General features: G+C 70.8%; 20 protein-coding genes and 1 pseudogene. 11 read left to right on the top strand and 10 right to left on the bottom strand.

Annotated features, from left to right (window positions below):
* Window positions 1-41: 41 nt before the first annotated feature.
* The 7 genes from metH to AB0F91_RS09130 all read left to right on the top strand — a co-directional run bounded on the left by metH (window position 42) and on the right by AB0F91_RS09130 (window position 9752).
* Window positions 42-3656, top strand: a complete 3615-nt coding sequence (gene metH, locus AB0F91_RS09160) for a methionine synthase (protein ID WP_360596151.1) — start codon at window positions 42-44, stop codon at window positions 3654-3656.
* Between the two features lie 153 nt (window positions 3657-3809).
* Entirely contained in the window at window positions 3810-5405 is a 1596-nt protein-coding gene (locus AB0F91_RS09155) for an FMN-binding glutamate synthase family protein (protein ID WP_360596150.1), read from the top strand.
* A 232-nt stretch (window positions 5406-5637) separates the two neighbouring features.
* On the top strand, window positions 5638-6846 hold the full coding sequence (locus tag AB0F91_RS09150) for a SpoIIE family protein phosphatase (RefSeq protein WP_360596148.1): 1209 nt from the start codon (window positions 5638-5640) through the stop codon (window positions 6844-6846).
* Window positions 6843-8441 (top strand): ATP-binding protein, encoded by a 1599-nt coding sequence (locus tag AB0F91_RS09145; protein WP_360596146.1) that lies wholly within the window; start codon window positions 6843-6845, stop codon window positions 8439-8441. Before AB0F91_RS09150 ends, AB0F91_RS09145 begins: the two co-directional genes overlap by 4 nt.
* The gene (locus AB0F91_RS09140) at window positions 8438-8875 is read left to right on the top strand and encodes a response regulator (protein WP_220238953.1); all 438 of its coding nucleotides are present in this window, start codon (window positions 8438-8440) and stop codon (window positions 8873-8875) included. The genes AB0F91_RS09145 and AB0F91_RS09140 overlap by 4 nt, the downstream gene beginning before the upstream one ends.
* Before the next feature lie 47 nt (window positions 8876-8922).
* A complete protein-coding gene (locus tag AB0F91_RS09135; RefSeq protein ID WP_360596145.1) occupies window positions 8923-9297 on the top strand; it encodes an STAS domain-containing protein in 375 nt (124 codons plus the stop codon).
* Window positions 9298-9299: 2 nt separating this feature from the next.
* Entirely contained in the window at window positions 9300-9752 is a 453-nt protein-coding gene (locus AB0F91_RS09130) for an ATP-binding protein (protein ID WP_360596144.1), read from the top strand.
* Window positions 9753-9767: 15 nt separating this feature from the next.
* On the opposite strand, the gene AB0F91_RS09125 is transcribed toward AB0F91_RS09130, so the two are convergent.
* Window positions 9768-11402: an AMP-binding protein gene (locus AB0F91_RS09125; protein ID WP_360596143.1), complete on the bottom strand. Its 1635-nt coding sequence runs from the start codon at window positions 11400-11402 to the stop codon at window positions 9768-9770.
* A gap of 99 nt (window positions 11403-11501) precedes the next feature.
* Between AB0F91_RS09125 and AB0F91_RS09120 the strand changes: the two genes are divergently transcribed.
* Window positions 11502-12476 (top strand): AraC family transcriptional regulator, encoded by a 975-nt coding sequence (locus tag AB0F91_RS09120; protein ID WP_360596141.1) that lies wholly within the window; start codon window positions 11502-11504, stop codon window positions 12474-12476.
* A 133-nt stretch (window positions 12477-12609) separates the two neighbouring features.
* Complete coding sequence (locus tag AB0F91_RS09115) at window positions 12610-14088, top strand: aldehyde dehydrogenase family protein (RefSeq protein WP_360596139.1); 1479 nt, start codon at window positions 12610-12612, stop codon at window positions 14086-14088.
* Window positions 14089-14147: 59 nt separating this feature from the next.
* Here AB0F91_RS09115 and AB0F91_RS09110 read toward each other — a convergent pair.
* The 7 genes and pseudogenes from AB0F91_RS09110 to AB0F91_RS09080 all read right to left on the bottom strand — a co-directional run.
* A pseudogene (locus tag AB0F91_RS09110) lies at window positions 14148-14417 on the bottom strand (serine/threonine protein kinase); the annotation flags it as partial.
* Window positions 14408-15289, bottom strand: a complete 882-nt coding sequence (locus AB0F91_RS09105) for a hypothetical protein (protein ID WP_360596137.1) — start codon at window positions 15287-15289, stop codon at window positions 14408-14410. The gene AB0F91_RS09105 and the pseudogene AB0F91_RS09110, both read right to left, overlap by 10 nt.
* Window positions 15290-15395: 106 nt before the next feature.
* A complete protein-coding gene (locus tag AB0F91_RS09100; RefSeq protein WP_360596295.1) occupies window positions 15396-17444 on the bottom strand; it encodes a transglycosylase domain-containing protein in 2049 nt (682 codons plus the stop codon).
* A gap of 126 nt (window positions 17445-17570) precedes the next feature.
* The gene (locus AB0F91_RS09095; RefSeq protein WP_360596135.1) at window positions 17571-18392 is read right to left on the bottom strand and encodes an ABC transporter permease; all 822 of its coding nucleotides are present in this window, start codon (window positions 18390-18392) and stop codon (window positions 17571-17573) included.
* Window positions 18352-19185: an ATP-binding cassette domain-containing protein gene (locus AB0F91_RS09090; protein ID WP_360596133.1), complete on the bottom strand. Its 834-nt coding sequence runs from the start codon at window positions 19183-19185 to the stop codon at window positions 18352-18354. The genes AB0F91_RS09095 and AB0F91_RS09090 overlap by 41 nt, the downstream gene beginning before the upstream one ends.
* Window positions 19182-19631, bottom strand: coding sequence for a MarR family transcriptional regulator (locus AB0F91_RS09085; protein WP_360596131.1), 450 nt, complete (start codon window positions 19629-19631; stop codon window positions 19182-19184). The genes AB0F91_RS09090 and AB0F91_RS09085 overlap by 4 nt, the downstream gene beginning before the upstream one ends.
* 98 nt (window positions 19632-19729) lie before the next feature.
* Complete coding sequence (locus AB0F91_RS09080) at window positions 19730-20335, bottom strand: LysE family transporter (protein ID WP_360596129.1); 606 nt, start codon at window positions 20333-20335, stop codon at window positions 19730-19732.
* Between the two features lie 70 nt (window positions 20336-20405).
* Between AB0F91_RS09080 and AB0F91_RS09075 the strand changes: the two genes are divergently transcribed.
* Together AB0F91_RS09075 and AB0F91_RS09070 are read left to right on the top strand one after the other, a co-directional pair.
* A complete protein-coding gene (locus AB0F91_RS09075) occupies window positions 20406-21290 on the top strand; it encodes a LysR family transcriptional regulator ArgP (RefSeq protein ID WP_360596128.1) in 885 nt (294 codons plus the stop codon).
* Between the two features lie 79 nt (window positions 21291-21369).
* Window positions 21370-21990, top strand: coding sequence for a TMEM175 family protein (locus tag AB0F91_RS09070; protein WP_360596126.1), 621 nt, complete (start codon window positions 21370-21372; stop codon window positions 21988-21990).
* A gap of 6 nt (window positions 21991-21996) precedes the next feature.
* On the opposite strand, the gene AB0F91_RS09065 is transcribed toward AB0F91_RS09070, so the two are convergent.
* Window positions 21997-24069, bottom strand: coding sequence for an AMP-binding protein (locus AB0F91_RS09065; protein WP_360596124.1), 2073 nt, complete (start codon window positions 24067-24069; stop codon window positions 21997-21999).
* A 135-nt stretch (window positions 24070-24204) separates the two neighbouring features.
* Window positions 24205-25110, bottom strand: a complete 906-nt coding sequence (locus AB0F91_RS09060; protein WP_360596122.1) for a hydroxymethylglutaryl-CoA lyase — start codon at window positions 25108-25110, stop codon at window positions 24205-24207.
* Between the last annotated feature and the right edge of the window lie 44 nt (window positions 25111-25154).

Genomic DNA, 25154 nt, shown 5'->3' with positions numbered 1-25154 from the left:
CGTGAACCGAAGGGCGCCTCCGTGACTACGACGGAGGTGGCATGACCCAGCAGCGCAGGGTTCAAAACGTGCGGGACCTGCTCGACCAGCGCATCGCCGTGCTCGACGGCGCGTGGGGCACGATGCTGCAGGGTGCCGGTCTGACCCCCGAGGACTACCGCGACGAGTGGCTCGAGGGACACTCCAAGGACGTCACCGGCGACCCGGACCTGCTGAACCTCACCCGGCCGGACGTGATCCTCGACGTCCACCGTCAGTACCTCGCCGCGGGCGCGGACATCACGACGACCAACACCTTCACCGCCACCAGCATCGGCCAGGCCGACTACGGCCTGCAGGGCCGCGTCCGCGAGATGAACCTGCGCGCGGCCGCGCTGGCGCGCCAGGCGGCCGACGAGTTCGGCGGCCGTTTCGTGGCGGGCTCCATCGGCCCGCTCAACGTCACGCTCTCCCTCTCGCCGCGTGTCGAGGACCCGGCGTTCCGCGCGGTGACCTTCGAGGAGGTCAAGGCCTCCTACGCCGAGCAGATCCAGGCGCTCGCCGACGGCGGCGTCGACCTGCTGCTCATCGAGACGATCTTCGACACCCTCAACGCCAAGGCCGCCATCACGGCCGCGCGCGAGGTCGCGCCGCACCTGCCGCTGTGGATCTCCGTGACGATCGTGGACCTGTCGGGCCGCACGCTGTCCGGGCAGACGGTGGAGGCGTTCTGGAGCTCCATCGCCCACGCGGAACCGCTGGTCGTGGGCGTGAACTGCTCGCTGGGCGCCGCCGAGATGCGGCCGCACGTGGAGGAGCTGGCGAAGATCGCGGGCACCTACACCGCGTGCCACCCCAACGCGGGCCTGCCCAACGCGTTCGGCGGCTACGACCAGACGCCCGACGAGACCGGCGGCATGCTCGGCGAGTTCGCGGGCGAGGGCATGGTCAACATCGTCGGCGGGTGCTGCGGCACCACGCCCGCGCACATCGCGAAGATCGCCGAAGCCGTGCAGGGCCTGGCGCCGCGCGAGGTGCCCGAGCCGGCGCACCGGTCTCGCTTCAGCGGGCTGGAGCCGTTCACGATCGGCGTAGACACCGGCTTCGTGATGATCGGCGAACGCACCAACGTCACGGGGTCCGCGAAGTTCCGCCGCCTCATCGAGGGCGACAACCACCAGGCGGCCGTCGACGTCGCGCTGGAGCAGGTGCGCGGCGGCGCCAACCTGCTCGACGTGAACATGGACGCCGACCTGCTCGACTCCGAGCAGGCGATGACCACGTTCCTCAACCTCATCGCCACCGAGCCCGAGGTCGCCCGCATCCCGGTCATGATCGACAGCTCGCGCTGGAGCGTGCTCGAAGCCGGCCTGCGGTGCGTGCAGGGCAAGGGCGTGGTCAACTCCATCAGCCTCAAGGAGGGCGAGGGCCCGTTCCTGGAGCAGGCCCGCCGCATCCGCGACTACGGCGCCGGTGTCGTCGTGATGGCCTTCGACGAGAAGGGCCAGGCCGACACCGCGCAGCGCAAGGTGGACATCTGCGCCCGCGCCTACGACCTGCTCACGCAGGAGGCCGGGTTCGCGGGCGAGGACATCATCTTCGACCCGAACGTGCTGGCCGTCGCCACCGGCATCAGCGAGCACAACGGCTACGCCAAGGCCTTCATCGAGGCACTGCCCCGGATCAAGGAACGCTGCCCCGGCGCGCACACGTCCGGCGGCATCTCGAACCTGTCGTTCTCCTTCCGCGGCAACGACGTGGTGCGCGAGGCGATGCACTCGGCGTTCCTGTTCCACGCCGTGCGCGCGGGGCTCGACATGGGCATCGTCAACGCGGGCCAGCTCGCCGTCTACGAGGACATCCCGAAGGACCTGCTGGAGCTCGTCGAGGACGTGCTCTTCGACCGCCGCGAGGACGCGACCGACCGGCTCGTCGAGTTCGCCGAGACGGTGAAGGGCAGCGGTACCAAGCGAACCGTCGACCTGTCGTGGCGCGAAGGGCCGGTCACCGCACGGCTTTCGCACGCGCTCGTGCACGGCATCGTCGACTTCATCGAGGCCGACACCGAAGAGGCGCGTCAGCAGTTCGACCGGCCGCTCGAGGTGATCGAGGGTCCGCTGATGGACGGCATGAAGATCGTCGGCGACCTGTTCGGCTCCGGCAAGATGTTCCTGCCGCAGGTCGTGAAGAGCGCTCGCGTGATGAAGCGGTCGGTGGCCTACCTCGAGCCGTACATGGAGGCGGAGAAGGAGAAGATGCGCCTGGAAGGCCGCATCGACACCTCTCGCGGCCAGGGCAAGGTCGTGCTCGCCACGGTGAAGGGCGACGTGCACGACATCGGCAAGAACATCGTCGGCGTGGTGCTGGGCTGCAACAATTACGAGGTCATCGACCTCGGGGTGATGGTCCCCGCCGCGCAGATCCTCGACACGGCGGTGGCCGAGAGCGCCGATGTGGTCGGGCTGTCCGGGCTGATCACGCCCTCGCTCGACGAGATGGTCAGCGTGGCCACGGAAATGCAGCGGCGCGGGCTGAAGCTGCCGCTGCTCATCGGCGGCGCCACCACGTCGAAGCAGCACACGGCCGTGAAGATCGCGCCGGTCTACGACCACACCACCGTGCACGTGCTCGACGCGTCGCGGGTGGTCGGGGTGGTGTCCGACCTGCTCGACACCGATCGCTCCGACGTGCTCGACGCGGCCAACCGCGCCGAGCAGCAGCGTCTGCGTGAACAGCACGAGAACCGCCACGCGACGCCGTTGCTCACGGTCGAGCAGGCCCGTGCCAACCGCGAGCAGGTGTCGTTCGACGACGTGCCCGTGCCGGAGTTCACCGGCGTGCGGGTGGTCGAGCCGACGATCGCCCAGCTGCGCGAGATGATCGACTGGCAGTTCCTGTTCCTGGCCTGGCAGCTCAAGGGCAAGTACCCGGCGATCCTTGAGCAGCCCGTCGCGCGCGAGCTTTTCGACGACGCCACCGCGCTGCTCGACGAGATCATCGCCGACGGCTCCTTCACCGCCCGCGGCTCGTACGGCTACTGGCCCGCCCACGCCGAGGGCGACGACATCCTGCTCGACGGCGAGTACGCCGGTCATGGTTTCCCCATGCTGCGCCAGCAGACCAAGAAACCCGAAGGCCGCGCCAACCGCTGCCTGGCCGACTACGTCGCGCCGACCGGCGACCACCTCGGCGGCTTCGCCGTGGCCATCCAGGGCGCCGAGGAGCTGGCGCACCACTACGAAGCCCAGCACGACGACTACCGCGCCATCATGGTCAAGGCCCTGGCCGACCGCCTGGCCGAGGCGTTCGCCGAGTACATCCACCTGGAGGCCCGCCGCCGCTGGTTCGAGCCCGACGCGCAGCCCGAGCTGGAAGACCTGCACGCCGAACGCTTCCGCGGCATCCGCCCGGCCCTCGGTTACCCGGCGAGCCCCGACCACAGCGAGAAGAAGGAGCTCTTCGACCTGCTCGGCGCCCGCGAGCTCGGGATCGGCTTGACCGAGTCGTACGCGATGACCCCGGCCGCCGCCGTGAGCGGCCTGATCTTCGCGCACCCGGAGTCCCGCTACTTCACCGTCGGGCGCCTCGGCCGAGACCAGGTCGAGGACTACGCCCGCCGGCGTGGCCTGGACCTGGACGAGGTCGAGCGCTGGCTGCGGCCGAACCTGGCGTACTGACGCTCAGGACACGGTCGGCGGGGCCGTACCACGCCGGCCGTGTCCGTTTCCGGTAGGGCGATCCGGCACAAACCGGGATACATCCACCCGTTCCGTCGGGTCGCAAGGCAGCCCGGACCTGCGCAAAGCCGCTGTGGGAGCTAGGTTCTCCCCGTGCGTGGATTCAGTGCGGTCAGGGTCGGTGCGGTCGCGCTGCTCGTGGTGGTCGCGGCGGGTGCGGTGGTGCCGGCGGCCGGCAACGCGTGGTGGTGGTTCCTCGCCGGGCCGCTGCTGGTGCCGGCACTGGTCGGGGTGTACGACCTGGTGCAGACGAAGCATTCCGTGCTGCGCAACTACCCGGTGCTCGGCCATGCGCGGTTCCTGCTGGAGGCCATCCGCCCGGAGCTGCAGCAGTACTTCATCGAGCGCAACTTCGACGGGCGCCCGTACGACCGCGACGTGCGCAGCATCGTCTACCAGCGCGCGAAGGGCACCGACGCGGAGGAGCCGTTCGGCACCGAGCGCGACGTGTACGCCGACGGCTACGAGTTCCTCGTGCCCTCCATGGCGCCGGTCAAGCAGGTGGAGACGCCGCCGCGTGTGCGGATCGGCGGGCCGGACTGCACGAAGCCCTATGAGATGGCGCTGCTCAACGTCTCCGCGATGAGCTTCGGCAGCCTGTCCGCCAACGCGATCCTCGCGCTCAACAAGGGCGCCGCGCTCGGCGGGTTCGCGCACGACACGGGCGAGGGCGGGCTGTCGGAGTACCACCTGCGCGGCGGGGGAGACCTGATCTGGGAGGTCGGCACCGGCTACTTCGGCTGCCGCACCTCCGACGGCGACTTCGACGCCGCCGAGTTCGCCGACAAGGCTCAGCACGACGCGGTGAAGTGCGTGTCGCTCAAGCTTTCCCAGGGCGCGAAGCCCGGGATCGGCGGGGTGCTGCCCGGCTCGAAGGTCAACGCCGAGATCGCCCGGGTACGCGACGTGCCGATCGGGCAGACCGTGATTTCCCCGCCGTACCACCGCGTTTTCTCCACCCCGCGCGAGCTGGTGCACTTCGTCGCGCGCATGCGCGAGCTCGCAGGCGGCAAGCCCACCGGCTTCAAGCTGTGCGTCGGCTCGCGTCGGCAGGTGCTGGCTCTGTGCAAGGCGATGGCGGACGAGGACGTCACACCCGACTTCATCGTCGTCGACGGTTCCGAGGGCGGCACCGGTGCCGCGCCGCTGGAGTTCGCCGACCACCTCGGCACTCCGCTCACCGAAGGCCTCATCACCGTCCACAACGCACTCGTCGGCACCGGCCTGCGCGACCGTATCCGGCTGGGCGCCAGCGGAAAGGTGGCCACGGGCGCCGATCTGGTGAAGCGCCTCGTGCAGGGCGCCGACTACACCAACGCGGCGCGGGCGATGATGTTCGCCGTCGGGTGCATCCAGTCGCAGCGCTGCCACACCAACAAGTGCCCGGTCGGCGTCGCTACGCAGGACCCGCGGCGCGGGCGCGCGCTCGACGTCGGGGACAAGTCGCAGCGGGTTCAGCGCTACCAGCACTCGACCGTGGCCGGGGCGCTCCAGATCATGGCCGCGATGGGCGTGTCCAATCCGGCCGACCTCGCGCCGCACCAGCTGCGCCGGCGCCTCGACCCGCACGTGGTGCGCTCCTACGCCGAGCTGTACGACTGGCTCGAGCCCGGACAGCTGCTCGCCGAGCCGCCCGCGGAGTGGGCCGTCGACTGGAATGCCGCGGACCCCGACCGGTTCACCGTGTAACGCGACACTCCGGTATGTCCGGCATGGGCCGCACGCCATGGTCCGGCTAGGGTGAGCGGAGGTTGAAAAGACAGCCTTCGAGCCCCGGTGTGGATTCGTCCGCGCCAGGGCTCTCCTTCGTGTCGCCGAGACCCGCGCGCGGGGCGGTGTCGGAGACGGCACGTTTCCCGAAAGGCTGATTGTTCTGTCGAACAGGGATTTGTCGGACCCCGTGGAGCGGGACACCTCTCCGGTGGTCCCCCGAACCGATCCGGCCGCGCCGGGTTCGCGGTTGCGCGTGCTCCTGATCGAGGACGACGACGGCGACGCCCTGATCGTGGAAGAGATGCTGGCCGACGCGTCGGTGCCGGCCACGCTCGCCCGCGCGCGGACGCTCGCCGAGGCGCTCGAAGGCCCCGTCGTGGCCGACTGCATCCTGCTCGACCTCCAGCTGCCCGACGCCATGGGCCTCACCGGCCTCACCCGGCTCCGCCAGCACGCACCCGGCACCGCCGTGGTGGTGCTGACCGGGCAGAACGACGAGACCGCCGGGGTCGCCGCCGTCGCCGCGGGTGCCCAGGACTACCTCGGCAAGAACCAGGTCGACGGCCCGCTGCTGGGCAAGGCGCTGCGCTACGCGTGGGAACGCAAACGCACCGAGCAGGTGGAGCAGCAGCTGCTGCAGCAACAGCTGCTGGCCAGCGAGAACTCGCGCCTGGAACGCGGCCTGCTACCCACCCCGCTGCTCGCCGACCCGCACCTGGAGCTGGCGTCGAAGTACCGCCCTGGCCGCAACGGCTCACTGCTGGGCGGCGACTTCTACGACGCCGTTGAGCTCACCGACGGCACTGTGCACCTGGTGATCGGCGACGTCTGCGGACACGGCCCGGACGAGGCCGCCCTCGGCGTGGCCCTGCGCATCGCGTGGCGCGCGCTGGTGCTGGCTGGCATGCCGATGGCCGAGGTGCTCGCGACGGTGGAGCGCGTCCTCGTGCACGAGCGGATCCGCCCGCTGTTCGCGACGCTGTGCACGGTCGTCGTCGCCCCCGACCGCCGGTCGGTGCGGATGAGCCTCGCCGGCCACCCACCCCCGCTGCTGATCAGCCGCGACGGCACCGGCCGCCTGTTGCCGGGCGAAAAGCTGGGCGTGCCGCTCGGGGTCGTCCCGGACGCGCGCTGGGACCCGCTGGACGTCGACCTCGAGCCCGGCTGGTCGCTCGTGCTCTACACCGACGGCATCTTCGAAGGCCGCGTCGGCGGCGGAGTGGAGCGCCTCGGCCACGAGAAGATGGCGCGCCTGCTCGTCGAGCTCCTGCGGGAGGCCGGCCCGGACACCGGGCACGGCGTGGTGCTCGACCGGCTCATCACCCGGGTCGAGGAGCTCAACGCCGGCCCGCTCGACGACGACGTCGCCCTCACCATGCTCACGCACCTCGAAGATCGTGAGGGGGCCGCGGAATGAGCCGGTACGTCCGAGCGCAGCCGCACTGGCCGATCCAGCGCTGGGTCTCGGTGGTCGGCCTCGTCGAGGTGGTGCTCCTGCTGGCGGCGGTCGCCGGCGGGGTCCTCGCGGTGGGCAACCTCAACGACGCCCGCACGCGCCTGCTCGATCAGAGCGGCCCGCAGCTGCTGCAGGCCAATGCCCTGTCGCAGGCGCTGCTGAACCAGGAGACCGGCATCCGCGGGTTCCTGCTCACCGGCCGGCGCGATTTCCTCGACCCCTACCTGGCGGGCCGCACGCAACAGGATGCCGCCGCGACCGAGCTGCGCCGCCTCGGCGCGCTGCCCGGCACCCAGATCGGCGACGACCTCGAGACCGTGCTGCGGGCGGCCCGCGCGTGGCAGGACGCGGTCACGAAGCCGGCGGCACCCGGAACCCCGCCTCCGGGGCCCGGCGCGGCCGACGCCGGCAAGACGCTGTTCGACCGGGTCCGGACCACTCTCGACACGCTCACGGCGCACGTATCCGCCGCGCGCGACATCGGCCGGGCCGACCTCAACGGCGCAGCCGCCCAGCTCACCGTGCTGCTGCTCGTGATCGCCGGGCTCGTGGTGATCCTGTTCGTGTTGCTGTGGGTCTGGCTGCGCCGCGTGATCACGGTGCCGATCATGCGGCTGGCCGCCGAGGTCCGCGAGGTGTCCGCCACCGACGACATCCACCGGCCTGTGCGCGGCACCGGCCCGCGCGAGCTCGTGGAGCTCGGCTCCGACGTCGACGCGATGCGCCTGCGGATCGTGAGCGAGGTCAGCGAGCTGAAGCAGGCGCACGAGCTGCTCGACACCCGCACGAAGGAGCTCGAGCGGTCCAATTCGGACCTGGAGCAGTTCGCCTACGTGGCCTCGCACGACCTGCAGGAACCATTGCGCAAGGTGGCGAGCTTCTGCCAGCTGCTCGAACGCCGCTACAAGGGCCAGCTCGACGAACGCGGTGAGCAGTACATCGCATTCGCCGTCGACGGCGCGAAGCGTATGCAGAACCTGATCAACGACCTGCTCTCCTTCTCCCGCGTGGGCCGCCGCGCGGGAGAGAACACCGTGGTGGACACCGGGAAGCTGCTCGACGACGCGCTCGGCAACCTCGAGCCCGTGATCGAGGAGACCGGCGCGCGCGTCGAGCGCGCCGAGCTGCCCGAGGTGCGGGGCGAAGGACCGCTGCTCACCGCCGTGCTGCAGAACCTGGTCAACAACGCGCTGAAGTTCCACGGCGAAGTCCCGCCCGTCGTCCGCGTGAGCGCCGAGCGCCAGGGCGACGAGTGGCAGTTCTCCGTGTCCGACAACGGGATCGGCATCGAGGAGCAGTACGCCGAGCGGATCTTCGTGATCTTCCAACGGCTGCACAGCAAGTCGGCCTACGAGGGGACCGGGATCGGGCTCGCGATGTGCCGCAAGATCGTGGAGTTCCACGGCGGCCGCATCTGGCTCGACACCGACGTGACCGAAGGCAGTCGCTTCTGCTTCACCCTGCCCGCGCTCGATCCGGCCCTCGAGCCGGAACCGGAGCGGACCGAGCACACCGAGCCCCTGATCGAGACCCGAACCGGGAACGAGGACGCATGACCGAAACCATGGCCCCCATCGACATCCTGCTCGTCGAGGACGACCCGGGCGACGTGCTGATGACGCAGGAGGCGTTCGAGCACCACAAGATCCGCAACGCGCTCTACGTGGTGGCCGACGGGGTCGAGGCCCTGCAGTTCCTGCGCCGCGAGGACCGGTACGCCGACGCGCCGCGCCCGGGCCTGATCCTGCTGGACCTCAACCTGCCCCGGAAAGACGGGCGGGAGGTGCTCGCCGAGGTGAAGGCGACGCCGGAGCTGCGCAGCATCCCGGTCGTCGTGCTGACGACGTCGGAGGCGGAGGAGGACATCTTGCGCAGCTACGACCTGCACGCCAACGCGTACGTGACCAAGCCCGTGGACTTCGACCGGTTCGTGGAGGTCGTGCGCCAGATCGACGACTTCTTCGTCACCGTCGTGAAACTGCCGCGCTGAGAACCGGCAGTGGCGCGTGCGGCGGCGATCCTGCACGATGGGATCTCGTGACGTCTTCTCCCCGGGATGTGCCCGAGACCGGCGACCTGCTGGTCACGGTGCGGTGGTTCGAGCGGGCCGCCGTGGTGACCGTCGCGGGCGAGATCGACCTCGTCACCGCGCCCGAACTCGACGAGATCGTGACCGGCGTGGTCGACGAGAGCCCCGAGGTGCTCGTGGTCGACCTGTGCAAGGTCACCTTCCTCAGCTCGGCCGGGCTCCAGGTGCTGGCCGGGGCCCACCAGCGGCTGGGTGAGCGGGGGCTGCGCGTGGTCAGCACGTCGCACGTCACGACGCGGCCGCTCACCAGCACCGGTCTCGACACGTGGATCGGCCTGTTCACCACCGTCGACGAGGCGCTCGCTTCGGGAACGGAGGTCTGAGCGTGGCCCTGCCCGAAGACAACCTGCCCGAGGGCACCCAGCCGGGCGGGACCCCGCTGAGCTGCCGCGACGTCGTGGCCGAGCCGGGTGCCCTGCGCGCGCTGCGCCACCGGCTCACGGCGTGGGTGCGCGCGGCGGGCGTGCCGGAGGAACGGGCGCAAGACATCGTGCTCGCCAGTTACGAAGCGCTGGCCAACGTCGCCGACCACGCGTACGGCGGCGCCGGGAAGGGCCTGCTCGACCTCGAAGCCGTGGTGCGGCCGGGCCGCGTGGAGGTCCTGATCACCGACCACGGGCACTGGCGCGCGCCGGTCGACGACCCGAACCCCGTGTCGCTGCGCGGTCGCGGGCTCCTGCTGCTGCGGGCCAGCGCCGACCACGCCGACATCACGCCCGGCGTGGACGGCACCGTGGTCACCCTCGGGTGGAACCTGAGCCCCGTCCGGTCGCACTGACGGGCTCGGCCACGCTCAGGGGTTGACGGGCTGCGGTTCCGCGGACTGCCCGGCCGCCCGGCGGCGCAGGAGGAACCGTTGCACCTTGCCGCTGGGGTTGCGGGGCAGCTCAGTCACGAACTCCACCCGCCGCGGGTACTTGTACGGCGCCGCAACGGATTTCGCGAAGTCCTGCAGTTGCTTGACCATCGCGGCGTCGCTGCTGGCACCTTCGCGCAGCACCACGTAGGCGGCCACGATCGAACCGCGCGCCTCGTCCGGCGCGGCGACCACCGCGCACTCCAGCACGTCGGGGTGGGCCATGAGGACTTCCTCGACCTCGGGGCCCGCGATGTTGTAGCCCGAGGACACGATCATGTCGTCGCTGCGGGCGCGGTAGTGGAAGTAGCCGTCGGCGTCGCGCACATACGTGTCGCCGGTGAGGTTCCAGCCGTCCTCCACGAACACGGTCTGGCGGTCGTCGGCGAGGTAGCGGCAGCCCGTGGGGCCCTGCACGGCGAGCCGGCCGGGGGTGCCGTCGGGCACCGGGCGGCCCTCGTCGTCCACGATCCGCGCGCGGAACCCCGGCACGGCGCGGCCGGTGGAGCCCGGGCGGGTTTCCTCGTCCGCTGCGGAGATGAACACGTGCAGCATCTCCGTGCTGCCGATGCCGTCGATGAGCCAGCGGCCGGTGGCCTCGTGGAAGTCGACGGCCACGCTCTCGGGCAGCGCCTCGCCCGCCGAGACCGCGCGGCGCAGGCGGGAAAGCGAGGCTCGTCGGTCGGAGGCGAGGATCGCGCGGTAGGCCGTGGGCGCGGTGAACAGGACCGTGACGCCGTGCGCCGTCGCGAAGTCGGCCAGCTCTGCCGGCGTGGCGCGCTCGACCAGCAGCGTGGCCGCGCCCGCGTGCAGGGGGAACACGAGCAGCCCGCCGAGGCCGAACGTGAAGGCGAGTGGCGGCGTGCCCGTGAACAGGTCGGTCGGCTCGGGCTTCACGAGGTGGCGCGAGAACGTGTCCGCGATGGCGATGAGGTCGCGGTGGAAGTGCATGGTGGCCTTGGGTCGCCCGGTGGTGCCGGATGTGAAGGCCAAGATCGCCACGTCGTCGGCGGCCGTCTCGACGTCGGCGAACGTCGGGGGCTGCGTCGCGCAGCGGGCCGCGAGGTCGTCGGGGGAGTCGCCGCCGAAGGCGAGCAGCGGCAGGGCGAACGGCAGCAGCTCCTCGGTGTAGCGGTGGTCGGCGAGCGCGAGGGTGGGGGAGGACGCATCGACGATCTTCGTCAGCTCGTGGGTGCGCAGCATCGGCATCGTGGTCACGGCGACCGCGCCGGCCTTGAGCACACCGAGCCAGCACGCGGCGAGCCACGGCGTGTTCGGCCCGCGCAGCAGCACGCGGTTGCCCGGCACCACGCCGAGGCTCACCAGCGTGCCCGCGATCTGGTTGGCGCGGGCGAGCAGTTCGCCGTAGGTCCAGGTGCTCGTCGGCGAGAGCACGGCGGGCCGGTCGGGACCCCACTGCGCGACGGCTCCGTCGAGCAGGCGGGTTGCGGCGTTGAGCCGATCGGGGTAGTGCAGTTCGGGAAGCTCGAAGATCAGGTGCGGCCACTGGTCGAAGGGAGGCAAGTTGTCCCGGCAGAACGTATCCGAGTGGGCACTGGGCGTGAGCTGCACGGCTGACCTCATTTCCCGTGGCGGCCGTCAGGAGAACGCCACTGTAATACAATTTACGATCGTCAGGAAGACGCTAGAGCGGCCGAAGGGGGCCGGGCCATGGCTGCGGTCGTGAAAGCCGAGGTCGACACGCGCGATCCGGACGAGGCGCGGTCCCGGCTCAGCGACGTGTACTGCCCGCACCGGCTCGACCTCGTCGGCGGCGCGCGCGGGTTCGTCTGCCGGCAGAGCTCGCGCGGGTTCGCCAAGGTGCGGCTGTTCGACCTCGTGTACGGCGGGGCCGAGGTGCGCGTGGACCCGGTGCCCTTCGACGACTTCGTGCTCGTCACGCGTCCACTCACAGGCCGGTTCGCCGTCCGCTCGACCGCTGAAGGACTGGTCGGCGCCGGGCCGGGCGCGCTGGTGATGGACGCCTACGGGTCGTACCAGCTGCGGTGGTACGACAGCGCCGAAGTGCTCAACACCGTGCTGGACCGCGACGGGCTCGAACGGATCGCCGCCGAGCTGCGCGGGTGGGACGAACCGCGGCCGGTCCGGTTCGCGCTCGGTGCCCCCGCGTCGGCGGCGGCCGCGCGCCGGTGGGACACCGCGACCCGGCTGCTGCTGGAGGAAACGCGGTCGGCCGACGGGATGGCGGGCAGCCCGTTGCTCGCCGCCCAGCTCTTCCGGCTCGCGGCGACGGCGCTGCTGGAGGCGTACCCGAGCACGTCCGGAGAATCGGAGGGCGAGCCGGCGGGCCAGGTATCGCCGGCGGCGGTGCGGCGCGCCGAAGCGTTCATCGAGCTGAACGCCGCCGAGGACATCGGGCTGCTGGAGATCGCGGCCGCCGCGCGGCTGAGCGTGCGCGGGCTGCAGGCCGCGTTCAGCCGGGCAGGGCGCCCCTCGCCGGTGGCGTATCTGCGGGAGACGCGGCTGCGCCGGGCGCACGCCGAACTGCTCGAACGGTCGCCGGAGGAGACGACGGTGGCGTCCGTCGCGGCGCGGTGGGGCTTCGGCAACGCCGGGCGGTTCAGCGCCGAGCACCGGCGCCTCTACGGCTGCGGCCCGTCGGAGACCTTGCGCGGCAACGGATAGCCGCGCCCCGCCTCGACGGACGGCCGGTTCGCGCACGGCGGGGGCCGGGGAACGCACGACGCGTTGACTCTCCGTTCCGGTGCCGAATACTCCGCAGGAGATGTAGCCCGCGTCACTGTCGAGGAGGACACCCGTGACCGTCGAACAGCTCGAACCGGCGCTCGCTGCCCACTACGAACCACTGATCAACGGTGAGTTCCGCTCGATCTCGACCGAGCACTTCCCGGCGGTGGACGCCGCGACCGGCGCGCAGCTCGCGACGATCACCCGCGGCGGCGCGGCCGACGTCGACGCCGCCGTGGCCGCCGCCCGCGCGGCTTTCCCGAGGTGGGCCGCCACCCGGCCTGAGGAGCGCTCGCTGCTGCTGCACCGCCTCGCCGACTGGATCGAGGCCAACGCCGGGCGCCTGGCCGCCATCGACACGATGGACATCGGCCGCACGATCTTCGAAACGCCGCTGGACCACCGGATCGCCGTGGGGCAGTACCGGTTCTTCGCCTCGGCCGCCGTGACGCACGACGGGTGGAACCACCCCGTCACCGGCGGCTGGGCCATCGCCAAGCGCGAGCCGATCGGCGTCGTGGGCCAGATCATCCCGTGGAACGTTCCCGCGATCATGACGGCGTTCAAGCTGGCCCCGGCGCTCGCGGCCGGCAACACGGTGGTGCTCAAGCCGGACGAGAACGCGTCGCTGTCCACTTTGGAGCTGTGCACGAAGCTCGCCGAGCTCTTCCCGCCCGGTGTGGTCAACGTCGTGCCGGGCTACGGTGACGAGGCCGGGGCGGCGCTCACGGCGCACCCGGACGTGGACAAGCTCGCCTTCACCGGTTCCGCGGAGGTCGGCCGGCTGGTCGCGCACGCCGGCGCCGAGCGGCTCGTGCCGGTGTCGCTGGAGCTGGGTGGCAAGAGCCCGAACATCGTGTTCCCCGACATCGACGACCTCGACCGGGTCATCGACAACGCGACGTTCGCCGCCACCTACTGCAACGGCCAGTCCTGCCTCGCCGGCACCCGGCTGTTCGTGCACGACGACCTGTACGACGACTTCCTCGGCAAGCTCCGCGCGAGTTTCGAGGGCGTGCGCGTCGGCTCGCCGCTCGATCCGGCCACGCGACTGGGCTGCCTGGTGTCGGAGAAGCAGGGGCAGCGCGTGCTGGACTACATCGCGTCCGGCCGCTCCGACTCGTCGCTCGTCACCGGCGGCGGCCGCGCGACGGTGGCCGGCAGCGAGCACGGCTGGTTCATCGAGCCGACCGTGTTCGAGACCGAGAACTCCAGCCGCATCGCGCAGGAGGAGATCTTCGGCCCGGTGCTGTCGGTGATCCGCTGGAAGGACTACGACGCGCTCATCGACCAGGCCAACGACGTGGAGTACGGCCTCGCCGCCGGCGTCTACACCACCAACCTGAAGAACGCGATGCGCACGGCCGACCGCCTCCAAGCCGGCTCCGTGTGGGTCAACCAGTACTTCAACCTCGTCGACGGCTCGCCCTTCGGCGGCTACAAGGGCAGCGGTCTGGGCCGGGAGTACTGCAAGGAAACGCTGGACATGTACACGCAGCTGAAGTCGATCGTGCTGGCGGAGGAACTGCCGCCGCCCCTGTTCGGCTGAGGGTTTCCGGCTCAGCCCACTCGACCATCGGGCCGGACCTGACCGGCAGGACCCAGGACCTGCTCAAGCAGGTCGAGTGTGTAGTCGGCCGAGAGGCGCCCGTGTTTGGCGAGGATGCCCGCGAGCGGGTCGCCCTCCACGAACTTCATGACCAGGTACACGATGGGCAGCGCGGCTTCCCCTTTGCCGCCCTCGGTTCCGGCGAACGTCTCGCCGTAGTCGTGCACCGCCGCGATCCCGGCGTGGTCGAGCGACGCCGTCATCCGCGCCTCGGTCCGGAACCGGTGCAGGAACTCGGTGTCGCCGGAGAGCTCGGCCTTCAGCACCTTCCGCGGACGACGGGCTGCCACACGTCGTCGTCCGCGGTTGCGGCCGGCGCGGTTTCGAGCTCGCCGTAGTGCCCCGGCGGCAGCTTCCGCCGCGACAGCGCGATCGGGCCCGCGCATTGCAGCGCGAGGCACAGCGCCACGTAACCGATCAGCAGACCGGTGAACGCGGGCGGCTGGCGGCCTTCGCCGAAGACATCGAACAACACCGGCAGCGTGTACATCGCCGGCGCGGTGGCCTGAACCGCCTCGCGGCGCAGCAGCTCCCCGGCGGCGAGCGAAGCGTCGTCCTCGGCGAGCACGGGCTCGCGCAAGGTGGCGACCACGATCACCGCGGTGCAGCTCGCGCCCACGGCGAGCAGGCCGAGCCAGCTCCACGCCCACGTCCGCGCTTCGGGCACGGCGGCGAACACGGCCAGCGCCAGGAACGCGCCGCCGGCGAAGGTGGTGGCCGCCGTGGCGCCGAACCAGCCGTCGACCACGCCCTTCGGCCGCGTGACTCCGGTGAGCCGGTGGGGCACCGAAGCGGCGAGGTTGCGCTCACGGAGGCGCCGGGCGCGCCACCAGCCGACCTGGAGCCCGGCGATCACGAAGAAGAGGGTGACGGCCGAGGTCATTTCCCGGCCGTGCACGCCCGGGAGCTCCTGCAGGCTCTGGTATCCCACGGCGCCGTCGACGGCGAGCACGGCGTAGATCGCGACCGTGCGAAGCCACGCGGAGGGCGCCACGGAGTGGGCGCCGATCCGGATGCACAGCAGCCGCGTCGGCAGGGACACCGCGACCCCGCGGCGCGCCAGCCACCTGCGGGCGAAATCGATCTCGCGCGCCGACGGTTCGGCGGGCGGTCTTCGGCGGTACGCGAGGAATCCGTTCATGGCCTCACTCCCCCTGAAATCGGCCACCGGAGCCGGAATCGTGACACGACGTGCGAAACGGTGTCAACGACCGGCCCAGCCGACGTCAGGGGGAGTGCGCCTGCGGTCAGTTCCGCGCGTCGAGGTACTGCGGATCCGGCGGCGGGATCGGGGTGTCGGGGACACCCGCCAGCAGCGTGCCCATCGCGTGGAAGTACGGCGGGGCGGCGACCGTGCCACCGAACGCGCCGTGGCCGCAGCGGCCGAGGTGCACCGGGGTGCCCGGGCAGATCTCCTCCGGGTGCGGGCCGTCGGCGAACACCATGGACGACACGGCGTAGTTGTCCACACCACCGACGAAGGCCACGGACTCCGAGAGCTGAGTGGTCCCCGTCTTGCCGATGTCCGGGCGCGTCCAGCCGGCCGAGCGCGCGGCGGCCGCCGACGTGCCCACCGTGGTGTCCTGCGAAAGCCCGGCCTCCAGAGTGTTGGCGACGCCCGTCGGGATCACCTGCTCGCACCCCTGCTGCTTCACCGGCACAGCCTGGCCGTTGCGGTCGGTCACCGACAGGATCGGGTTGGGCGGGCACCACGTGCCGCCGCTCATCAGCGTCGCCGAGACGTTCGCCATCTCCAGGGGGCTCACCGGGCTGTTGCCGAGGGTGAACGACAGCAGGTTCTGGAAGTACTGCGACTGCGGCTCGTCGTACTGCGGGTTCTTCGACCGCGGGTCCGAGGGGTCGGTGATCGGCGGGTTGCCCGCGTCGTTGGTCGCGAGCGTCTTGCGCAGCCCCAGCTTGCGCGCCATGTCCAGCACGGCGGGCATGCCGACCTGCGACTCCAACCCCACGAACGCGACGTTCGGCGACGTCGCGAGGCCACTGGCGAGCGAGATCGGGTCGGGGTAGCTGGTGCCGTCGTTGCTCACCGAGTAGCACGGCGTGTACTTGTTCGCGTTCGGCGGCGTGAAGCAGTTGCTGAACGGGTTGGGCAGCGGCGTGTTCAGCCCCGCCTTGCCCGCCACCATCGCCGCGGCCGAGGTGAAGATCTTGAACGACGAACCGGCGCCGAACTTGTTGCTCGCGTCGGCCACGATGTTCGTGGACGTCTCGCCCTGGGCGGGATCGGTGCCGTAGTTGCGGTTGGCGACCATCGCGAGCACCTGGTGCCCGCTCGCGCCCGGCTGGACCACGGCGAACGTGTTGGCCACGCCGTCCTGCGTCGTCGGCACGTTGGCGTCCACCGCGTCCTTCACGACCTGGCTCACGTGCGGGTCCATCGTGGTCTTCACGACGTAGCCGCCGGTGTCGAGCTGGTCGACCGTGAATCCGGCCTGCTTCAGGTAGTTCACCGCGTACGCGCAGAAGAACCCGGCGTCGGGCGCCGCGCCGAGGCACGTGCTCGACGGCGCGGCCGGGCGCGTGCCGACTACGCCGAGCGGGGTCGCTTTCGCGGTGGCGGCGAAGGAAGCGGGGATGGACTTCGCCGTGACCATGGAGTCGATCACGGTGTTGCGCCGCTTGAGCGCGTTGTCCGGATGCGTGTACGGGTTGTAGACACTGGGGTTGTTCACCATGCCCGCCAGCAGCGCGGCTTGCGGCACGGTCAGTTTGTCCGCTGTGGTCCCGAAATACGCTTCCGCGGCCGCGCCGATGCCGTAGACGGTGCCGGTGTACTCGACCACGTTCAGGTAATCGGCCAGCACGTCGTCCTTCGGCACGGATTGGCTGATCTGCACGGCCATCTTGGCCTCGCGCAGCTTGCGGGCCAACGAGTCTTCGCGGTCTTTCTCCTGCGCCGTCTTGTCGTTGCGGTCGACGACGTTGATGAGGTAGTTCTTCACGTACTGCTGCGTGATCGTCGACGCGCCCTGCAGGTCTCCGCCCGAGCTGTCGTTCACCGCCGCGCGCAGCATGCCCTGCGGATCCACACCGCCTTCGGTGTAGAAGCGGCGGTCCTCGATGTCGACGATCGCGGCCTTCATCGCGGGCGAGATCTGCGCCGCGGTGACCGGAATGCGGTACTGGGCGTACAAAGTCGCGATCGTACTGCCGTTCCGGTCCGTCACCGTTGTCACGAGTGGCGGGTCTGCGTGCTCCAGATCCGCGGAGATCGCGTCGACGGAGTCACTGACCTGATTGGACAAAACACCCGCGCCGATGGCGACCGGTGCCATCGTGCCCGCGACGAGAACGCCTGCCAGCACGCACAATCCGAGGAACGGGGCTACCCCTTTGCCTTTTCCCACGGTCCCCAACCTACGACCGGGCTCGTGTGAATACGGTGGGTAAAGCGGAACTTGTCATCGAGCCAACCTTCCGAGCAGAGCCGATGCGACGCCGATCGCCAGGGCGGTCGCACCCACTAGGACGCCGAAGTCCAGGTCGAGGTTGGCCGGAGTGCCGATGAGAAGTCCGCGAAGGGCGTCGACCTGGTAGCTCAACGGGTTCATGTGGCTGAGCACCTTCAGCCAACCCGGCATGAGGTCCACCGGGTAGAGGGCGTTGGACGCGAAGAACAACGGCATGGTGATGGCCTGCCCGATCCCCATCAGCCGCTCGCGGGAGAGCACGATGCCGGCGATCACGATGGAGAAGCAGCAGAAGAACGCCGAGCCGAGGATCACGACCACGACCATGCCGAGCAGCCGCAGCGGGTTCGCGGTGAGGCCCACCCCGAGGATCGCCGAGAGCACGAGCACCATCAGCGCCTGCACGAGTGCGCGCAGCCCGGCCGCGAACGCCTTGCCGGCCACGAGCGCCGCGCGCGGGGTCGGCGTGACGAGCAGCTTCGCGAGCACGCCCGCGTCGCGTTCCCAGATGATCTGGATGCCGTAGAAGATGGAGATGAACAGTGCCGACTGCGCGAGGATGCCGGGCGCGAGGTAGTCGAGGTAGGGGATCGAGCCGGTCGGGATCGCGTGGATCCGCGTGAACGTCTCGCCGAAGATCAGCAGCCACAGCGCGGGCTGGATCGCGCGCGTGATCAGCTCCGACTGGTCGCGGCGCAGCTTCTGCAGCTCCACCAGGCACATCGCGCCGATGCGCGAGAGCAGGATGCGGAGTTGCTCCAGCGCTCCCGGATCAGCCGAGCCGGCGGGCGGTGCGGCGAGTGGCGCGGACATTGCGCATCCCTCCTGTATCGCTGTGCAGCGCGTCGCCGGTCACCGACCGGAACACGTCGTCCAAAGTGGAGTCCGGGCCGAGTTCCGCCTCGAGCTCGGCGGGGGTGCCGAGCGCACGAACGCGGCCGGCGTGCATTAGCGCGACGCGGTCGCAGTACTGGTCGGCCTCGTCCATGTAGTGGGTGGTGACGAGCACGGTCATGCCGGTGCGGGTGCGGATCTCGGTGATGCGGTCCCACACCGCCGAGCGCGCCACCGGGTCGAGGCCCACGGTCGGCTCGTCGAGCACCAGCAGCCGGGGTGAGCTCACCAGCGCCTGCGCGAGCTCGAGGCGGCGGATCATGCCGCCGGAGTAGCCGCCCACCGGCCGTTCGGCATCGCCGGTCAGGCCCACCAGGTCGAGCGCGCGGTGGACCTCTTCGGCGCGGCGTGAGCGGGGGACGTCGAACAGCCGCGCGAACAGCGACACGTTCTCGCGCCCGGTGAGCGCGCCGTCGGCCGAGAGCTGCTGGGGCACGTAACCGATCAGGCGGCGCACGGCCATCCGGCGGCGCGTGACGTCGACGCCGAACACGGTGATGGCGCCCGCGTCGAGCGGCAGCAGGGTGGTGATCATGCGGATGGTGGTGGTCTTGCCGGCGCCGTTCGGGCCGAGCAGGCCGAAGATCTCGCCGGGCACGATCTCCAGGTCGACGCCGTCGACGGCCTTCGTGGTGCCGAACGAGTGGCGCAGGCCGGTGCACCTGACGGCGGGCTCGGGCTCGGCTTCGTGGTCGGTTTCCGGGGCGCTCATGCCTCCTCCTTCAGGACGTCCATCAGCTTCTCCAGCGCGGGCAGGGCCGCGGTGATCGACACGGTGTCCTCTTCGGAAAGCTCCGCGAGCGCGGCCGAGACCAGCCCGGTCCGCGCCTTGCGCCAGGCCGCCATGCGCTCGCGTGCGGCCCCGGTCACCTCCAGCTGCGCGGCGCGCCGGTCGGCCGGGTCCACCTCGCGGCGCAGCAGCCCCGCTTCGACGAGGAGGTTCACGAGCGTGCTCACGGAGTTGCCGGCGAGGCTCAGCTCGCGCGCCGCCGCGGCGACGCCGATGCCGGGCAGGCGGTCGACCACCCGCAGCAGCTCGACCTGCGCACCGGGCAGCGGCGGGCCGGGTACTTCCGCGCGCACCCGCCGCCGCACGACGCGGCGGATGCCCTGCACGGCGGACATCAGCCGCTCGGCGAGGTCGGGAGGGGGGATCATGTCTTCGACGTTAGCTCTGAGTCAGAGTTATTAGCAACGCTGATTGTCTTTTCGGTCTTATTCTCCACCGTTTGCGCTCGTCGGTCTTCTCTGTGGTTTCAGGCGAGCCGGTCGAGCACCATCGAGACGCCGAGCGCCGTCATCGTCACGGCGATCAACCCGTCGAGCACCCGCCACGCGGCCGGCCGCGCGAACACCCCCGCGAGCCGGCGCGCACCCAGACCCAGTGCGCTGAACCAGACGGCGCTGGCCAGCGCCGCACCGATGCCGAAGACCCAGCGACCGCCGCCCTGGCCGGCCGCGACAGAGCCCAGCAGCACGGTGTCGAGGTAGACGTGGGGGTTGAGCCAGGTCAGCGCGAGGCCGGCGAGCACCGTGCGCCGCGGGGACACGGGCTCGAGCACGCTTGTCGTCAGAGCACCGGGCCTCATCGCGCGCCTCGCGCCGAGGAACCCGTACGTGACCAGGAACGCCCCGCCGACGACCCCGATCGCCGTGATCGCCGCCGGCCAGCGACGCAACACCGCGCCGATCCCGCTCACCCCCACGGCGATCAGCACGACGTCCGACAGCGCGCACACCACGATCAGCCGCTTGACCGCGCCACCGCGCAACCCTTGCTGCAACACGAACGTGTTCTGCGCTCCGATGGCGACGATGAGTGAAAGGCCGGTACCGAAGCCGGCGGCGAGTGCGGGAAACACGCCGTCGACCGTAGGGCGGGGTCCTTGCATTAAGCCAGCTAAAGATTCTTAGGTAACATTAGCTGTCGTGATGTCGGATCTCCCGCTCGACCAGGTCCGGACGCTGCTCGCCGTCATCGACGAGCAGTCCTTCGACCGCGCAGCCGCCGTGCTGCACGTGACGCCGCCCGCGGTCAGCCAGCGCGTGAAGGCGCTTGAACAACGCCTGGGTCGCGTGCTCATCCTGCGGACGAAACCCGTGCGGCTCACCGACTCGGGCCAGGTCGTCGTGCGCTTCGCCCGCCAGCTCACCCGTCTAGAGGAGGACACTCGCGCGGAACTCGGCCTGGTCGGTGTTGCCGGCCCGACGACCCTCCCGATCGCCGTCAACGCCGACTCCCTGGCCACCTGGTTCCTCCCCGCGCTGGCCGCCGTGCCCGACGTGTCCTTCGACCTGCGCAGCGACGACCAGGACCACACCGCCACCCTCCTGCGCGAGGGCCTCGTGATGGCCGCCGTCACATCCGCGCCCCACCCCGTGCAGGGCTGTACTTCCACGCGCCTGGGCCTCATGCGCTACCGCGCCATGGCTTCCCCCGCGTTCGCCGCCCGGTGGCTCGCCGACCGCCCGCTGGCTTCCGCGCTGGCCGAGGCGCCCGCCGTGCTTTTCGACCGCAAGGACGACCTCCAGGACCGCTTCCTGCGCACCCTCACCCACCGCTCGTTGCCCTCCGGTGCCCGCCACTACGTCCCTTCCTCGCAGTCCTTCGCGGACGCCGTCACCGCCGGCCTGGGCTGGGGGATGGTGCCGGAGCTGCAGACGCGGGGGTCCTCGGTGGACTCGTTGGTGGACCTGGCGCCGGACCGGCCGGCGGATGTGCCGTTGTACTGGCAACAGTGGAAGCTGGACTCGCCCGCCCTGGCCGCGGTGGCGGAGGCGGTTGCCGAGGCGGCGGCCGCCGCGCTGCGGCAGTGAGTGTCCTGAATGGACAGCGTCGGACCAGACCACCCTCGCCGAGCTTCACGCCCACACCCCGAGGTGGTTGGATCACAGCGTGGAGAGCAACGGAGCGAGGACGAAATCACCTGAGCGGCTGGTGTTCTTCAGCGACGCCGTGGTCGCCATCGCGTTGACGTTGCTCGTGCTGCCGCTCACCGACCTTGTGCCGGAGCTGGCGGCGGAGCACAAGGACGCCGTCGACGCCGTGCTGGAGCACTGGAACCAGATCTTCAGCTTCGTGCTGAGTTTCGTGGTGATCGCGCGGATGTGGTGGGGCCACCACCGCATCTTCGAGGAAGTCCGCGCCTACAGCGGGGCGCTCGCGCTCACGAACTTCTGCTGGCTCTTCACCATCGCGGTGCTGCCGTTTCCGACGGAGCTCACCGGCCAGTACGGCACGGACCGCTTCACCACGCTCTTCTACATCGGCACGATCCTCGTCAGCAGCGCGTGCCAGATGCTGCTCGTGCTGATCGTTCGGCGGGATCCGAACGTCGCGATCCGGGAGACCTCCGTGTCGGACCGCTGGCTGGCCAACAACGTGCTGTCCGTAGTGGCCCTGGCGATCGCGTTCGTGGTCGGCGCGATCCGGCCGGCGCTGGGGTACTACGCCCTGCTGCTGCTCGCCATCCCGCCGATCATCGCCCGCCGGTTCAGCGGGCGCGACGACGACTGAAACCGCTCACGCCTGCGGCAACGGCCACAGGTCGTCGTTGAGCATCCGCTTGAGGATCTTGCCCGTGGCATTGCGCGGGAGCTCCGGCACGAAGTACACGTCGCGCGGCACGGCGAAGCGCGCCAGCTTCTGGTGGATGTAGTGCCGCACGTCCTCGGCGTGCATGCGCGCGCCGCGGCGGAGCACGACATACGCGGCCAGGCGCTGGCCGAACTCCTCGTCCGGCACGCCCACCACGGCCGCCTCGTAGACGCCGGGCAACGCGACCAGCGCCTCTTCCACCGGGCGCGGGAACACATTCTCGCCGCCGGACACGATCATCTCGTCGGCGCGGCCGGTCACGAACAGCCGGCCCGCGGCGTCCTGGTAGCCGACGTCGCCGGTGGCCATCAGGTCTTTCGAGCGCGGCACGCTGGAGCCGTTGGTGTAGCCGTCGAAGAGCATGTCGTTGCCGACGAAGATCTGGCCCTCGTCGCCGGGCGGCACGGGGCGGCGCTCGTCGTCGAGGATGGCGATGCGGGTGCCCGGCGGGCAGCGGCCGGCGGTGGTCGGCGCGGCGCGAAGGTCGACCGGGTCGGCGATGCTCGCCCAGGAAACCTCGGTGGAGCCGTAGAAGTTGTAGAGGATGTCGCCGAAGGTGTCCATGAACGAGGTCACGAACGAGCCTGACATCGCCGAACCGCTGCTGGCCACGATCCGCAGCGACGACAGGTCGTAGCGGCTGCGCACGCGCTCGGGCAGCTCGTGGATGCGCTGCAACATGATCGGCACGGCGAACAGCGCGTCGCAGCGGTGCTCGGCGATCATCCGCAGGGTCTGCTCCGCGTCGAACCGGCGGATCAGCGACAGCTCCGCCCGCACTGACATCCCGACTTGCAGCGCGGCCAGGCCCCAGCTGTGGAACAGCGGCGCCGCGACGGCGACCTTGTCCCGCGCCCGCAAGGGGATCCGCGCGAGGATGCTGGCCGCCGTGCTCAGGCCCTTCGGCGTCGGCCGGCGCGCGCCCTTCGGGGTGCCGGTGGTGCCGGAGGTGAGCACCACGATCTGGCCCGGCCGCTTGGCCGGCTTCGGCCGCGCGGCGGAAGCGTCGTGGATGAGCTCGTCGACGGTCCGGTAGCCCTGCTCCGCGTCGTCCCACGTGCTCACGCGGGGGAAGTCGCCCTGCACTCCAGCGATGGTCTGTGCGAACTCGTCGTCGGCCAGCACCGCGGCGGGCTGATGCTCGGTGAGCACGTCCTCCACCGCCGAGGGCGACAGCCCGGTGTTGAGCAGCACCACGTCCACGCCGAGCTTGCTGCAGCCGACGAACGCCTCGACCATCGCCGCGTGGTTGCGGCACATCAGCGCCACGCGCTGGCCCGCGCGCACGTCGAGCTTCGCCAAGGAGTTGGCCAGCTGGTTGCTGCGCTCGTCGATGTCGCGGAACGAGCGGCTGTTTCGCTCGTCGTGCACCGCGATGTCGTCGGCACCGCGCGCGGTCGCCGCGAGGTAGCCGCCGGCGATCGTGGCGCCCCACTGGGAAAGGGAGTTGAGCTGCTTCGCGACCTTGTCCGGCCGGCCCGCGACGAGTACGCCCGCGCGCACCAACGTGTTGGCCGTGCGCAGCGCCGTCGCGCGGTCGTACTCAGGCGGCTCGGCGGCTTCGCCGGACAGCTGCAGCTCGATCCGCCGCGTCAGTTCCTTCAGCATGCTCTTGACGGCCGAGCGCGAAAGCAGGTCGCGGTGTTCAGGCGGCAGCGACGGGAGCATCAGGCGCAGCACGATCTCCGTCGCCCCGCCCGCGAGCGCGCGCAGTTCGAACGAGACCCAGTTGCGCTCGTCAGGCAGCCCGCACCACACCACGTGCTCGCCGGGCCGGTGCACCACCGCGTGGATGGTGCCTTCCACCAGCGTCTCCCGGTCGGGAGCCAGCCTGATCAGGCAGCGCGGGCCGCGGCCACGCGAGGGCGCCTCGGTCACCTCGCACCAGCTGATCACCGGCAGGAATCTCGGGTAGAGCTCGGGGGAGCCGACGATCTGCCACACCGCGTCGGGCGGGTGCCCGACGGTCGAGCTCGCCTCGACCACATCGTCTCGCATTGCGATCCGCCTCACCGCCGCGCGCGTTGCGCTCCCCGGTACGTACCGGACGCGCGTTCAGGTGCGGGCACGCTACCAGCAATCGGCTCAGCTCCGGTACTCCGAATGACCAGGAATCCGGCGGGACGGGAATTTTCAGACGAGAGTGGCGGGCACGGCAGGAATCGACGAGAGAGCCGAGCCGAGCTCGTGCCCGACGGCGAGCCGGACGTCATCACGCAGGCTGGCCAGCTTCGCGACGTCGAGACCGGTGGCGATGCCCTCGCGGTGAAGCAGGTGCACGAGGTCGTCGGTGGCGATGTTGCCCGAGGCCCCGGGCGCGAACGGGCAGCCGCCGATCCCGCCGAGCGAGGAGTCGAACCGGCGGATGCCGAGCCGCAGGCCCTCCCACGCGTTGGCGGCGGCGAAGCCGTAGGTGTCGTGCAGGTGCAAGCCGAGCGGCACGTCGGGCACCGCGTCGCGCACGGCTTCGATCCCGCGGCGCAGCAGGCTCGGGTTGGCCGCGCCGATGGTGTCGGCGAGGTGCAGCACACCGGCGCCGAGCTTGGCCAGGCGTTCCGCGGTGGCGGCGGTGCGCGCGGGGTCGGTGTCGCCGTCGAACGGGCAGACGAAGGCCGTCGCGATGGTCGCCTCGATGGCGACGTCCGCGGCGGTGAGGATCTCGGCGCACCTCTCGAGCCGGGCCAGCGCCCCTTCGGTGGGCACGCCGGCGTTGGCCGTGCTGTGCCCGTCGCTCGCCGAGACCACGAGCCGCACGGAGCGCGCGCCGGCTTCGACGGCCTGCTGGGCGCCGCGCTCGGTGAAGACGAGCGTGTGGAGGGTGGCGGGGCTGGTCGCCGGGTCGAGCGTGCGCAGGACCTCGTCAGTGTCGGCCATCTGCGGCACACGCCGCTTCGAGACGAAGGAGCCGACCTCGAGCGCGCGGAAACCGGCGTCGACGAGGCCGCGCGCGAGGCGGAGCTTGTCGGGGGTGGGCACGGTGCGCGCTTCGTCCTGCAGGCCGTCGCGCAGCACGACCTCGGTGATGAGGACCTCGTCCATGGTGGGTCTCCTTTGTTCTCGGTCTGTCTCGGTCTCGGCGGAGG

This window comes from Amycolatopsis sp. NPDC023774 (assembly GCF_040639695.1).
GTDB lineage: Bacteria > Actinomycetota > Actinomycetes > Mycobacteriales > Pseudonocardiaceae > Amycolatopsis.
This window is presented reverse-complemented; position numbering and strand designations above follow the sequence as displayed.